The 13,923-nt window shown below is 39.0% G+C and carries 16 protein-coding genes and 2 tRNA genes; 16 read left to right on the forward strand and 2 right to left on the reverse strand.

The features are described from left to right. Positions 1 to 16 precede the first annotated feature (16 nt). From DWV68_RS14475 to DWV68_RS12035, 4 genes are all read left to right on the forward strand, one after another. Positions 17 to 166: a hypothetical protein gene (locus DWV68_RS14475; protein WP_156454688.1), complete on the forward strand. Its 150-nt coding sequence runs from the start codon at positions 17 to 19 to the stop codon at positions 164 to 166. 13 nt (positions 167 to 179) lie between these two features. Beyond that, complete coding sequence (locus DWV68_RS12025; RefSeq protein ID WP_147404540.1) at positions 180 to 578, forward strand: hypothetical protein; 399 nt, start codon at positions 180 to 182, stop codon at positions 576 to 578. Then, on the forward strand, positions 568 to 2,154 hold the full coding sequence (locus DWV68_RS12030; protein ID WP_118665917.1) for a phage terminase large subunit family protein: 1,587 nt from the start codon (positions 568 to 570) through the stop codon (positions 2,152 to 2,154). Before DWV68_RS12025 ends, DWV68_RS12030 begins: the two co-directional genes overlap by 11 nt. 234 nt (positions 2,155 to 2,388) lie before the next feature. Beyond that, positions 2,389 to 3,621 carry a phage portal protein gene (locus DWV68_RS12035; protein ID WP_330419943.1) on the forward strand — a complete coding sequence of 411 codons (1,233 nt, stop codon included), beginning with the start codon at positions 2,389 to 2,391 and terminating at the stop codon, positions 3,619 to 3,621. Positions 3,622 to 4,595: 974 nt separating this feature from the next. Here the strand turns inward: DWV68_RS12035 and DWV68_RS12040 are convergent. Beyond that, the gene (locus DWV68_RS12040; RefSeq protein WP_243089567.1) at positions 4,596 to 4,868 is read right to left on the reverse strand and encodes a helix-turn-helix domain-containing protein; all 273 of its coding nucleotides are present in this window, start codon (positions 4,866 to 4,868) and stop codon (positions 4,596 to 4,598) included. A 173-nt stretch (positions 4,869 to 5,041) separates the two neighbouring features. Between DWV68_RS12040 and DWV68_RS12045 the strand changes: the two genes are divergently transcribed. From DWV68_RS12045 to DWV68_RS12100, 12 genes are all read left to right on the forward strand, one after another. Then, on the forward strand, positions 5,042 to 5,269 hold the full coding sequence (locus tag DWV68_RS12045; protein WP_118665923.1) for a hypothetical protein: 228 nt from the start codon (positions 5,042 to 5,044) through the stop codon (positions 5,267 to 5,269). 24 nt (positions 5,270 to 5,293) lie between these two features. Beyond that, complete coding sequence (locus DWV68_RS12050) at positions 5,294 to 5,587, forward strand: hypothetical protein (protein ID WP_118665925.1); 294 nt, start codon at positions 5,294 to 5,296, stop codon at positions 5,585 to 5,587. Positions 5,588 to 5,672: 85 nt separating this feature from the next. Beyond that, positions 5,673 to 6,017: a hypothetical protein gene (locus DWV68_RS12055; protein WP_118559058.1), complete on the forward strand. Its 345-nt coding sequence runs from the start codon at positions 5,673 to 5,675 to the stop codon at positions 6,015 to 6,017. A gap of 100 nt (positions 6,018 to 6,117) precedes the next feature. Next, a tRNA-Lys gene (locus DWV68_RS12060) sits at positions 6,118 to 6,188 on the forward strand. 271 nt (positions 6,189 to 6,459) lie between these two features. After that, the gene (locus DWV68_RS12065; RefSeq protein ID WP_117698515.1) at positions 6,460 to 6,648 is read left to right on the forward strand and encodes a hypothetical protein; all 189 of its coding nucleotides are present in this window, start codon (positions 6,460 to 6,462) and stop codon (positions 6,646 to 6,648) included. Beyond that, complete coding sequence (locus DWV68_RS12070; protein WP_117698516.1) at positions 6,645 to 7,133, forward strand: pyridoxamine 5'-phosphate oxidase family protein; 489 nt, start codon at positions 6,645 to 6,647, stop codon at positions 7,131 to 7,133. The genes DWV68_RS12065 and DWV68_RS12070 overlap by 4 nt, the downstream gene beginning before the upstream one ends. Before the next feature lie 242 nt (positions 7,134 to 7,375). After that, the gene (locus DWV68_RS12075) at positions 7,376 to 8,044 is read left to right on the forward strand and encodes a response regulator transcription factor (RefSeq protein ID WP_117698517.1); all 669 of its coding nucleotides are present in this window, start codon (positions 7,376 to 7,378) and stop codon (positions 8,042 to 8,044) included. Continuing rightward, entirely contained in the window at positions 8,032 to 8,952 is a 921-nt protein-coding gene (locus tag DWV68_RS12080; protein WP_022243469.1) for a sensor histidine kinase, read from the forward strand. Before DWV68_RS12075 ends, DWV68_RS12080 begins: the two co-directional genes overlap by 13 nt. Continuing rightward, a complete protein-coding gene (locus DWV68_RS12085; protein WP_022243468.1) occupies positions 8,928 to 9,635 on the forward strand; it encodes an ABC transporter ATP-binding protein in 708 nt (235 codons plus the stop codon). The genes DWV68_RS12080 and DWV68_RS12085 overlap by 25 nt, the downstream gene beginning before the upstream one ends. Beyond that, the gene (locus DWV68_RS12090; protein WP_158575695.1) at positions 9,628 to 12,180 is read left to right on the forward strand and encodes an ABC transporter permease; all 2,553 of its coding nucleotides are present in this window, start codon (positions 9,628 to 9,630) and stop codon (positions 12,178 to 12,180) included. The genes DWV68_RS12085 and DWV68_RS12090 overlap by 8 nt, the downstream gene beginning before the upstream one ends. 101 nt (positions 12,181 to 12,281) lie before the next feature. Next, positions 12,282 to 12,800 (forward strand): RNA polymerase sigma factor, encoded by a 519-nt coding sequence (locus DWV68_RS12095; protein WP_118639757.1) that lies wholly within the window; start codon positions 12,282 to 12,284, stop codon positions 12,798 to 12,800. 110 nt (positions 12,801 to 12,910) lie between these two features. Next, entirely contained in the window at positions 12,911 to 13,732 is an 822-nt protein-coding gene (locus DWV68_RS12100; RefSeq protein ID WP_117698521.1) for a hypothetical protein, read from the forward strand. A gap of 69 nt (positions 13,733 to 13,801) precedes the next feature. Here the strand turns inward: DWV68_RS12100 and DWV68_RS12105 are convergent. After that, positions 13,802 to 13,881, reverse strand: a tRNA-Leu gene (locus tag DWV68_RS12105). Positions 13,882 to 13,923: the final 42 nt, after the last annotated feature.

A 13,923-nucleotide genomic window follows, 5' to 3' on the forward strand; every position in this document is an offset into this window, starting at 1 on the left:
AAGTGAGGAACATAAAATGAGAAAGAAAGATTTAATTGCAGAGAACAAAAAATTAAAAGATGAGGTTGAAGATTTAAAGCGTCAGTTGACATATGCAAAGACACAAATAGATATAAAGGATATTTGCTTGATGCTTAATAAGGAAAGAGAGGTATATCATGACTAAGGAAAAGACAATTATGCAAGCATTAACAGAGGTTGTTCCTAATTATCTTGCGTCATATCTTTGTTGGTATTACTCTGATCCGAATAAAAGAATCAGTTGGGATGAACTTTGTAAATCAGATGCTAACTTTAGAAGTAAAAGCGGTGGGAATAAAACAGAAGATTTTGCAGAACAGAACTGGCTCATTCGTGATGATGTTCAGAAAGCAATGATTATCTATTTGCAGTATATGAAGCGTTATAACTTTATGAAAAGGTATCAAGAGATGAATAAGAAAGCATTAAGCGGTGACGTGAACAGTGCCAAGTATGTTGATGAGATGGATAAGATTCTGGACAAGATGAGCGTTGATAAATCTACAGAAGATGAGATTGGTAAGCTCTTACAGGGGGTGAATATCAATGTCAATTAGTTTAGATACTGCCAAGAAATTAAATTGGTTATGGAAAGACGAAAACAAGATTGCATGGATAGAAACCTTTATTAAGATTGCTGATAAGGATGGAAATATTGTTCCTTTTATCTTGACTGATGAACAGAGAAAACTTGTTGAGAATTTGGCTCATCAGAATATCATAAGCAAGTCAAGACAGTTGGGAATTTCTGTAGTAACAGTAGCCCTCAGTATTAGGGCATGTGTGGTAAATCCAAATACTAACTGTGTGCTTATATCACATAATCAGTCCAGTACCAATGCCGTGTTTGATAAATTAAAGCAACAGTTCTATTCATTACCCGATTGGGTAAGACCTAAATTGATACAGAATAATAGACAGGCACTTACATTTGAGAATGGTTCTTCTATTGTGTGTATGACAGCAGGTAACAAGGATTGTGGACGTGGCAGCACGTACTCTGGTGGAATAGTGCATTTATCAGAGTTTGCGTTTTGGAAAGACCAACAGAGACAGTTAAAATCTATTATGCAGGCGGTTACATCATCATCTACAGTCATAATTGAGTCAACATCAAATGGCTATAATGAATATTCAAATTTATTTTTACAAGCAAGGAATGGGGAGAATGCGTTTAAACCATTCTTTTTTAATTGGATAAATGGACGTTCATTATTTAAGTCACAGTACGATGAATCAGTGAAATTGTATAAGGCACAACATGGTGGAAAGATGCTTACTGAGGATGAATACGATGAGGAAGAAAAAGCACTCGCTAAGTTAGGTATGACACCAGAACAAGCAGTGTGGAGAAGAGATAAAATTTCTATTAGTGGACTTGACGCATTTCATGTGGAATATCCAAGTACACCAGAAGAATCATTTCTTGCTACTGGTTCATCTGTATTTGATAACAATAAGGTCATTAAATTACAACAGGCATTAACGAGCCAAAAAATAAGCCCGTTAAAAGTAGATAAGATAGTTGGTCTGCCACAGATACTTAGACCTTATGTACAGAATAAATCACTTGATATATATAAAGTGCCAAGAGTCGGCATGAAATATTACATAGGTGTGGACGTATCGGAAGGACTTGGAGGTAAACATGACTATTCTACTATGTTTGTAATGGATAAGGATGGTGAGCAAGTAGCGGAGTTCCATAATAATAAGGTACAGCCATATCTCTATGCAGATATATGTAATGCAGTCGGACGCTTCTATAATAAAGCTTTGCTCTGTGTCGAGAAAGCATCAGGCGGTCATTCTGTTATTGAGAGATTGAGATATGAGCATAAGTATATGAACATGGTTAAGTATAAGACCTATGATGAATATAATCGTGCTATATGGAAAGTCGGATTCGATACAACGCAGAAGTCAAAAAACATTGCAGTCAATGATGCTCGTGAGTGGTTTGACAAGAGCATGGTGCGTATTATGAGCAATAATCTTTTAGAGGAAATGAAAACATTTGTTGCAGAAGAGAATGGTTCATTTAATGCGGTTGTCGGCTGTCATGACGATTTAGTGTCAGCATTTTGGCTCTGTATTCAGGGCATGAAGAGTGGTTTCTGGTATCCATTCTAATCGGAATAATTATTAACAGAATAGGGAATTTAGGACTTTAATGACGTTAGGTATAGATTTATATGCCTAGCTTTTTTTATTGTCTATTTTCCCTATTGTAACAGTAAATAGAAAGGAAGAAATATGACAATACAAGAATATATAGATAAGCAGTATGATGGTTCTGCTACTTGGTTCATGGAAGAAGTTAATCAGAAGAATCATGTGGCTAGAATTGCAGGTGTTGTAGCCAACATGGATTATCTTGCAGGACGACATAAAGTATTAAGCAGAGAAGATTGCTATTACAAAGGTAAGGTATTAAGGACACGTAAGACTATATTGAATTATGCTAAGACAGTGCTACGATTCCATGATACATTTCTGCTTGGAAAGAAGGTTTCATTAAGCTCAAAGGATAATGAGACAGTTAATACATTCAATGATATTTATAGGCTTGGTCAGTACGAGACAGTTGACTATCAGATACTTGACAGAGTAAATAAGTTTGGTGACGCATATGAGGTTGTATATATTGATAATGGAGTGATTAAGAGTAAAGTGCTTGATAGTGCTTGTAGTTATCCTGTGTATGATGAGTTGGGAGAGTATCTTGCTTTCATTGAGCATTGGACAGATGTATTTACAAGTATCACTTATTGGAATGTATATTATCCTACATACGTTGAGCATTGGAGTAATGAGGGTGCAGATGAGCATTTAGTATCTACTACTATGGCTATTGGTCTGCCTATCCACTATCATAATTTCAGTGATGAAGATTATAATTATGGTATGAGTATGCTTACGGACATTAAACCTATCCTTGACGAATTAGAGGACATTATGAGCAAGATGGGTGATGCTATTTATGTTAATTCACTCAATCCTATGAATGTAGCTATCGGACAGAGAATAGAGAGTTCAATTCCTGCTGATGCGGTTGGATATGTACTTAACTTGGATGCAGGTGACTATAAGGTAGTCAGTGCGTCTATGGATTATAATACGATTAAATTGTATCTGGATAACCTTAAACAGATGCTCAATGATATTAGTTGTATTCCTAGTGTGTTAGGTTCTAGTACCAATATAGCTAATGTTAGTTCCGTTGCTATGCAGATATTGTATGCTATGGCTCAGGTCAATGCAGATGAGACTAAGAAGTGGCTTAATATTGGATTCAGAGAGAGATTTGAGAGATTTAAGAAGATACTGAGTATGCAGGGCATTAGTGTAGAGAGTGACGTTGATGTTATCTATAATGTGTCTATGCCAGTTGCTACTACTGAAATGATTGCTAATCTGAAGGCATTGCAGGAAATGGGAGCAATCTCAAAGGAAACAATTATGGAAAAGAGTGACATTGTCAGTGATGTAGAGGTTGAAAAGAAGAGGTTGAGTGGTGAAAATGTAGTTAGCCTCCAATCGGAGGCAAAGCGCAAAACCACTGATAATGTGGATAACTCTGTGGATAACTTAGCATAAATTGTGGATAACTTTAGTTGAGTGAAGTTAAATTAGCGTCTATATGTGGTATTTCAATATAAATATGCACACTATATATAGACGCATTTTGCTTTACAAACCACTTGGTTTAGTGGCTAAACGCATCAAAACTGGACAAATTGACAAATCCAACAATAAATTCGGTCTGATTTGCGATATGACACTGTACTGTGCTAAAGTAATCTGGATTGTAGATACATCAGACACAATTCTATATTCATCAGGCAGAAAAGAGTGGTTAATAGTGTAGTATTGTACACTGTTCCAAACTGGTGCTACGGTATTTCCACATTTTTCCGTGGGATTAGGGGGTATCAGATGGGGATATAATCAGAAGAAATCTCGATTTCCTTGGCTTACATTCACTTGACTATCAATCAAGTGAGCGTTTTAGGGGTGATTTGAGCCGATAATGGGGTTAAATGTGACCAGATGTAGGGTGATAGAGCGTAAAATTGCTCTGTACTAATCCATTGTGCAATATGTACAAAGTGGTGAATAGATGTTCGTTGTGCAATACGGAGAAAATACAGTGCTATTTTTGTGCAAAGTGACGGAACGATTCAGAGCAAATTTATTTAAAGATTTGTGAATTTCTGAAAAAACTTCAAAACAATTTGGTTTATTGTCAGACAATTAAAATATTAAATTTTTGTGAATTTTTTGCGTTACCCCTTGACTTCAAAAATTTTTTTCCTTAATCAGAAAAATCCCCACAGAGCAATTTTAGGGTACACATTATCTGTGTAACCTGACACAACCTAAGTCGGCATATCGCCCCCTTTAGGATATGGGGATAATTCAAATCCGAAAGTTTCGGAATTGCCAGAGCCGAATTATTCGGTTCTGCCAAAAGAAAAAATTTTTACTTTGCCAAAAACATCAAACGACCATCAAGGTTTACCAAATTTGGTGTAAGTCCAAAATAAAATAAGATGCCCGAACAGGACACCTTACTTCCTCAACTTATCTACTAACTGTGAAATCAGTTCCACGGATTCATCATCAAGACCAGTAACATCCACATTCCTCTTATCAGTAATTCCTAAGAGATAATCTGTAGATACATGGAATATACGAGCCAACTTTATCAATGCTTCATATGAAGGATAACGACTGCCTGATTCATAGGAAGATACAGCACTTATGGCTAATCCTATTCTATCTGCTACTTGCTTTTGAGTTAATTTCTTCTCAGTTCTGAGAGATCGTAGTTTTTCTCCCATATTCACCAACTGTATCACCTACTTTCACTGATAGTGTATCAATTAGTATTTTTGTTGTGGTGTAATAAAATACACAAATACGGAAATATTGTATTGAAAATGCCTACAGTTAATGGTACAATTTATATAACATCTAGGAAATTAGTACAGTGATTTGAAAGGGGGCTATTTTTATGAGAAAGAAATTTATCAAAGGAATTGTTCTTACATTAACTTGTTTAGGAATGATGGGTTTATTTACGGCATGTTCCAGCGATGATGAGTATAGAGATACTTTGAATAGTGGTCTTGATAAATACTATAATAATGAAGACATGACAAAACAAGAACATGATGCTGTTGAAAATTTCAATAATTGGAAAGATAAACAAGGCGAAAAAAAATACAGCGATTGGGACTGATTGGTAATAAGGAGATGTAAAAGTATGAAGATTACACATAATGATGCAGTTGTTTTGGAAGGAATTGTTTGTAATTTATATAATGGAGCACGTCAAGGGTCAATGGGTGGTATTATAGAAGCAAGTCATTTTGAAAGAAACCCATTTCATGCTGCTCTTATCTGCATTTCTAAATTATATTCTGGAATGTTTGATGATAAGATAGATCAATTCGTATGTACATGGGAAACTGTATTTAATTATCCTGATGAAAATCAGGAATATACAATAGAACAGTATATTAAGGAACTTAGAGAATTGATTTCAATATTGAAATAAGAAAATAATTGATTATCATAAGAGAGGTCTACGGTAAAATGCCGTAGTCCTTTTTTATTGCATATAATAATGAAAGGAGACACACATGAAAGTATTAGACAGATTAAAGATGGAGTTATCCAATCAACAGTATTTCTCTGATGAGCAGTATATCCAGTTCCTTACAGAGAACTCATTAACTCAGACAGATGAATATGATAAATCAACAATGCAGAAGTCATTGCTATTTACTGTTGTTGATGTACTTGAAGCCGTTACAAATGATATAGATTTAATGACAGGTATCAGTACAGAGTTCTCTAATATCGGACAAGCATATGAGTTTTTAGAAGCAAGAATACAACAGGTGAAAGATAAGATTGCAGCCATTCCAGATGAGAATGAGGACTATAATTGTTTCTCACTGATGTATACGAGAGATAGAATTTAGCAGTTGACACAGATGGATTTTTAGTGTATTCTATGGATAAGTCACAGATAGTTATACGAATTATCAATAAAAAAGTTATATGAGTTTCTTGATTACAAGGGAGTTGCCTACAGTTGGTAGAGCACTTGACTTTTAATCAAGTTGTCCGGGGTTCGAATCCCCGATGTCTCAGTAGTTAAAAATGGCGGAAATACTGATAAATACAGTGTTTCCGCCATTTTTGTGAGTAATCGGAAGCAGTGCTAAGTAAGCCCAAATATTCATCTTCACCACATCTTCAAGGGCATTTTTGAATATCTTCGTCTTCATTTCATCTTCAAAAGGAGAAAAAGAAGCGTTTGCGTAATTAGGTAGAATGCTTTATGATTAAGACAATGAGGTGTTAGGAAGGCTTTCAAAAATCTTTGGAGAAACATATAAAGATTGAAAGGAAGATGAAATAATGTATTATGGAAAAGAAACAGGTGAATTAAAAAAAGCAAGAGAAGAGTATGAAGGTATTTTTGGTTATGATCCAAATGGAGAAATGGAATTAGAGTTTAATGAACAAGACGAATATTTAGCAGTTTTATTACAGTGTATAGAAGAAAAGAAAGATATGTTTGATGTACTTGGAGGAGAAAAAGCATGACAAGAAGAGAACGTGAAGTAACAGATATAAATGAAATCCTTAAGATTATGGATGCCTGCAAGATTGTGCATGTGGGACTTGTGGATGGTGACCAGCCTTATGTGTTACCGATGAATTACGGCTATACCTATGAAGATGGGAAAATGGTGATTTACCTTCATGGAGCAAAGAAGGGTTATAAGTATGATTTGATAGAGAAGAATCCGAAGGTATGCTTTGAAATGGAGTGTGATGTGGTGCCATTTGAAGGAAAGGTGGCATGTCAGTATGGTAATTCCTATTCCTGTGTTATGGGAAAAGGGAAAGCTGTTATCGTAGAGGATGTAAATGAGAAAATGCAGGCACTTTCCATTTTGATGAAATGCCAGACCGGAGGCGATTTTACTTTTAATGAAGAACTGGTATCCATTGTCAATGTGATTCGGATTGATGTAAGTGAATTCAGCGCAAAAAGAAGACCGATTCCGGAAGGATTGAAAAAGTAACAGAATAACAGAAGATTGAAAAAGAAATATTGACAAAGAAATATTGATAAAGTAGAAAGCAGGATTATGAAAGTGTAATTCCTGCTTTTTTCTATCCTCAATCATTTATCACAAAACTGTGACAATCTATTCGTTGCGCGACGTAGGAAGCATTTGTATAATGAGACATAGGAATGAACCGGGGAAAAGTAGAAAAGAAAAAAACGAATGACAACAGATAAGAAAAAGGATGTTTAGGGAAGATGGATAGAATATTAGTAGTGGAAGATGACCGGGAACTGAACCAGGGAATTTGCTTTGCACTGCAGCAGGCAGGGTATGAGACAGAAAGTGCCTATTCCATTCAGGAGGCAAAGCTTGCGGGTTTGCAGCAGGAATATTCGCTTATGATACTGGATGTAAATCTTCCGGATGGAGAGGGCTTTGGCTTTTGTAAATGGATTATGGAGCGCAGGAAAGTGAAGACCATGTTTCTTACGGCAAGAGATTTGGAAGAAGATGTATTATCCGGGTATGAACTGGGAGCAGAGGATTATGTGACAAAGCCATTTTCCATACATATTCTGCTAAAGAAGATAGCGGTCATTTTAAAACGGGAGACGGAAAATCCAAGAAATATTTATGAAGATGGATATCTGCGGATAGACTTTGACCGGGTCAAGGTAGAAATAGAGGGGAAAGAGTGCATGGTAACACCTACAGAATTTCGGATGTTACGCTTATTTATTGAACATGCAGGACAGCTGCTTTCTTATAATGTGCTGTTAGAGCAATTGTGGGACTGTGATGAAGCATATGTGGACCGACACACACTGGCAGTCAATGTGAACCGGCTCCGTGGAAAGATAGAGGATGCGGAACACAAATATATTTCAAATGTATATGGGATGGGATATCAATGGTTGCGATAGGAATAATAGCAGGCTGTGGCATTGTGATAAGTTATCTTCTAGTCAGACTGTATCGGCAGAAGAAGGAAATCTATGATTTTACGGAAGAACTACAGCGGTGTCTGACGCTGATGAAAGCAGGCGAAGACATTGGAAATGAAGCGGAGTTTAAGGACAGCCTTTGGGATAAGATTTATCAGGATTTGCAGGAGCTTATGGATGTTTGGAACAGGAAGAACCGACAGAGCCATAAGGAAAAAGAACAGATAAAAGAGTTGATTTCTGATATTTCCCATCAGGGTAGAACGCCAATGGCGAATATTAAAATATATCTGGAAATTTTAGAAGAGGAACAGGAAGATAAGGTGCGGCGGCAGGAGTGTATTGGAAAGCTGATAAAACAGACAGAACGGCTGGATTTCCTGATGCAGAGTCTGGTGAAGCTTTCGCGCCTGGAAACCGGAATCATAGAAATATGTGAAAAGGACACAAAGATTTTTGAAGTGTTAGGACTAGCGGTTGCGGCAGTGGTACCGGGAGCGGAAGCAAAAGAGATTTCTGTCCATGTGGACTGCCCGGAGACATTGAAACTGTTTTGCGATGCCAAGTGGACACAGGAAGCAATTTTTAATCTTTTAGAGAATGCAGTGAAATATACTCCAAAAGGGGGAAGCATCTATATTTCAGTAATGGAACAGGAGGTTTTTGGAAAAATCAGCATCCGGGATACCGGAAGGGGAATCCCTGCGGAACATCAGGCACAGATTTTTCAAAGGTTTTACCGGGAACCGGAAGTCCATGATGAGGATGGAATCGGGATTGGTCTGTATCTGGCACGAAAGATTGTGACGATGCAGGACGGCTATATGGAAGTGCATTCAGAAAGTGGAAAGGGGGCAGAATTTTGCATTTATCTGCCAATGAAATAAAAGAAGTAGTACGGACAGAGGAGTTAAAGAAATATTATCCGTTGGGAACCCATACGGTAAAGGCCTTAGATGGAGTGAACCTTACCGTAAAAGAGGGAGAATTTGTGGCAATCACCGGAAAGTCCGGAAGCGGGAAAAGTACGCTGCTGCATATGTTAGGAGCATTGGATGTGCCAACATCCGGAGAAGTCTATATTGATGGGAAAAGCCTTGCATCAATGACGAGGGAAGAGCAGGCAGTCTTTCGAAGAAGGAAGGTTGGTGTAGTATTTCAAAGCTATAACCTGATTCCTGATTTGAGTGTGTATGAGAATATTGTGCTGCCCATCGAGCTGGATGGAGGTTATGTGGACAAGGCATATATAGAAGAATTGTTAAGGCAACTGAAAATAGAAGATAAGCGGGATGCACTGCCGGGTACGTTATCCGGCGGTCAGCAGCAGAGAACAGCAATTGCCCGGGCATTATCCTATAAGCCGGCTATTCTCTTAGCGGATGAACCCACGGGAAATCTTGATACACAGACCAGCCATGATGTTATGGGATTGTTAAAAACAGTGGCACGAAAATATCAGCAGACTACAATTCTGATTACCCATGACATGGACGTGGCGCAGTTGTCAGACCGGATTGTATACATGGAAGATGGGAAAATCAGGAAGGAACGAAAGCTCTATGCTTAAAAATAATAATCAGGCTGTCATCCGTAAGATGGCAGTCCGTTCCATAAGGAGCAACAGAAAGAAAAACAGCCTGTATCTTGTGGCAATTGTATTGGCGGTGCTGATGCTGTTTACGGTTATGCAGACAGGGGCTTCCTACATGCATATGCAGTATGTCTGGCGGCTGCATTCTGTGGGGGAACTCTATGATGGAATTCTGATGGGTGGAGTTACAAAGGAGCAGGAAGAAACAGTAAAAGCAGATCCTGGTATTGAGGTAGTTGGAATTACAGAATTTATGCTGGGAAACATCGGTGAAAAGAATATTTCTATCATATATGAGGATAAAAATTACCGGGAGAAAATGCATCAGCCCGGCATTCTGCATCAGGAGGGAAGGTATCCTGAGACAGCCGATGAGGTGATGGTTACAAAGACGCTGTTGGAAAAGCGGAAGTTGGAAAATCTTACAATTGGAGATACGCTGCTTTTAAGCTATCAGAAGAAAGATGGAACCCAGGTAGAAAAGCCCATGAAAATTACGGGCATCATAGATGACTATGAAGAAACTGCCAACTGTTTCGTGACGGAAGAGGTGTTTGAACAGGCAGGCTACAGCCAGGCAGACTATGGCTGTGGCATTCTCTACTATCAATATCGCTTCTGGTTTGCATCAGACCGGATAGAGAACCGGCTGAAAGAAGAATTAAATCTGGAACGGAAGCAGAACATTCAGACAACGTGGGACTGTGATAAGGTAAAGGGAATTTTTCTTGGAATGATAGGAATCATTATGTTAACCTGCCTCAGTGCCTATTTACTGATTTACAATATCATGTATTTATCCATAGAAGATAATATCCGCTATTATGGATTGCTTCGTGCTGTTGGAATGACAGAAAGCCAGATGCACCGGCTGTTGTGGCAGAAACAGATTATTCTAAGTGGAATCGGAATTTTAATGGGAATAGTTTTAGGATTTCTGACGTCCTATCTTGTGATTCCCGGAACAATCCGGGTACTGGGACTTCGCTCAGAAAAGATGGCTGTAACGATAAAACCGGAATTTCTGGTGCTGACGATTGCTATTATGGCAGTAACCGTCTATATTGCCAGCCGTAAGCCGGTAAGAGTAGCAGAACGCATTTCTGTCATGGAGGCACTGGGATATCAGACTTCGAAGGTAGTCTATACCGGAAAGAAAAAACGAACCGGGAAAAATATTATTTACCGTCTGGCATGGCAGCAGCTGTGCCGTATGAAGAAGAAAACAATCCTTGTCATCCTTTCGCTATCAACCAGTCTGACTGTATTTCTATGTGTGGTAACGCTGGCGGGAAGTCAGAGCAAACGGACGGCAGAGTTACAATATATGGATGCTGATATGGAACTGACCAATAAGAGTATGGTGGCTGATACATCAGACTGGAAACAGTCTTTCGATGACACATTTTGTGATAAACTTTCCAAAATAGATGGAGTAAAGGAAATCCACAAATTAGATTACAGTACAATCGTCGTACCCTGGGAGCCGGATTTTTCGGATCAGTGGATGCGTGATTTCTATGACCAGTGGATGTATATAAAATATGACGATGTAAGAGAAGAATATCAGCAGAATCCGGAAGATTTTATGGCGCTGGTGGTTGGAATCGATGAAAAAACATTTCATTATATCAATCAGCAGAACGAAACGGCAATTGATGAAAAATCATTTTTGGAAGGGGAAAGCTGCCTTTTATGCCAGCAATATATGGGATATACCAATGCGGATGTCAAAAATAAGAAAATAAGCTTTTATTTTCCGGGGCAGGAAACAAAGAAATACAGCACATCTGTTGCAGGGCTGCAGAAGGATGACAGCCCATATCGTGGACCCAGCGAGGTAAGTTTATCTGTTGCGGGAATACAGGAGGATGACAGTCCGTATCTTGGCCCGAATGCTATGGGACCGACGATTATAATTTTAGTCAGTGACTCTTTTTTAGAGGATAAGGCAGAGAGCCTGTGGACATACAAGGTATCGGTGATTTATGACGAGGAATACGATAAGGAAACAGAAAAGAAAGTCAAAGAGCTGATACAGGAATCTAAGGATGCAAAAAATATTACCTGGAGCAGCAAGTTAAAGGGTATCAAAGAGCAGAAGCCGGCAGAACAGAAGATGTGGCAGCTAGGAATGGGAATCGCTATAGTTTTGGGATTTATCGGTGTGATGAATTATATTAATACAGAGCTTGGCAGTATATCCGGCAGAAGGCGGGAAATTGCAATATTAGAAAGCATTGGCATGACCGGAAAACAACAGCGCAGGCTGCTTTTGACAGAAGGGATGTATTATGCGGGAATTTCGCTTTTCCTGACGGCAACGGTGGGACTTGGCATTGATGTGCTGTTGTTTCAGCGGATGAATTATCATAAGGTAGCATTTTCCATTCCTGTCATTCCGGTGGTTGTCATGATAGTGACACTGTTTGCACTGTGCATTTTCGTACCGTTGGCAGCAGGCAGATTTATGGAAGGAGATGGCACTCTGGTAGAGCGGATTCGTCATGTGGGAGAATAAAAAATAACTTTCACTGCAACCGTTTCTTCTGTTATTACAATATATAGGTGTAAGGGAAACATCCCAAAACAAATGACGGCGCGGTCTGGGAGAATGGAAACATGAACAAACAATTACTGGAACATTACATTGAGGCATACGGAACGGACATCTATTCTTTTTGTATCCGGCTGACACAGAACCGGGAACAGGCAGAAGAACTCTATCAGGATACCTTTCTTGCAATGTGTGAGAAGGAGGACTGGAAGGAAGAGGGAAATGTCAAAAGCTATCTGCTTGGAATTACCATAAAGCTCTGGCAGAACCGGAAGCGGAAATTTGCCTGGCGAAAGCGAATCGCAGCGGAGATTCCCATATCGAAGGAGCAGGGACTGGAAGCATTTTCGGCAGATGAAAATTTAGAGCAGCATATGGTAAGCAAAGAAGAGCAGGAAGCCGTGTGGAAGGCTGTATACAAATTGCCGGAGCAGCTTCGCATCGTGATTCTTCTATATTATATGGAAGATTTCAAGGTGGCTGAGATTGCAGAAAAGCTGTCCCTCTCTATCAGTAATGTGAAAAGTAAACTGATGCGTGCACGTAGATATCTGAAGCAGGAATTGGAGGATTTTATCATATGAAACCAACCTTAGATGATTTATTACACAACTCCCTTATAGCAACTGATATTCCCTCGGAAGAACTCAACGAGAGGATTTTAAACCAGTCAACCCAAAAGGAGGTTGTACCTATGCGGAAGAAAGAAACGAAGAAACCATGGAAAATGGCACAGACAGCAGCGGCTGTGGCACTTCTTGTTTTAGTCACCGGCTGTGGTGTATATGCGGCAGAGCGGATCCTTGCACAAAAACAGATTGCTATTATTGATAATGAAACGGAATTTATGGAAAATGTCACAGAGACAACGATTCATTATGAAGAATTTTCAGGAGAAAATCTTGATTTTGCAGACAGCAAGGTGACCGACCGGACAGAGGAATTTATTCAAACTTCTGATTTCGTTGGAACCGTTACCGAAGGAACCAAGGATGATCTATGGAGCTTGAAGGCAGAAGAAAAGATTGATGGCAAAATAGAGGTGGGTTATGTCTATCCGAAATTAAGCGATGCTTTTAAAGACCAGAATATTGGCATTGACCTTTCTTATATAGAAGCAAATTATCCAACACTCTGGAGTGAAAAAGCCTGTCAGCTTTGCTATGATTCCAGGGATGCAGACACTTTTTCCCGGGGAGCATTCTTTGCCAGTTACCGGAAGGGAGACAGTCAGGCGGTGTCTATCCAGTATGAAGTATCGGATATAACAAATGAGGATGATTATATTTTTAAAGAAGCTTATGACAGCACCGGTACTTATACCACAGCAGATGGTGTGACACTGACCATTACCAGTCAAACAGCAGACAGCGGCTATACGATTACCTATGCCCACATGATTACGGAATATAGTGATTTCGTTCTGACATTGCGGGGAGATTTTTCAGAAGAAGAAAGCCATGTGATTTATGACAGCTTAAATCTTTCTTCTATCTGTGAGACTGGGAAGCAGTAGTGGAAATACCTGTGAAGGCATAATAAAAAACGGTTCAGGATAATTCCTGAACCGTTTTTGTGGTTGGACTGCGGGCAACAGGACTTGAACCTGCACGGTCTCCCACTAGAACCTAAATCTAGCGCGTCTGCCAATTCCGCCATGCCCGCAAGACAAGAACTATAATAATATAAAAATGCAGTTCATGTCAA

Origin of the sequence: Roseburia sp. AF12-17LB (assembly GCF_003479605.1) — a bacterium.
In the GTDB taxonomy this organism is placed as follows: Bacteria; Bacillota; Clostridia; order Lachnospirales; family Lachnospiraceae; genus Roseburia_C; species Roseburia_C amylophila.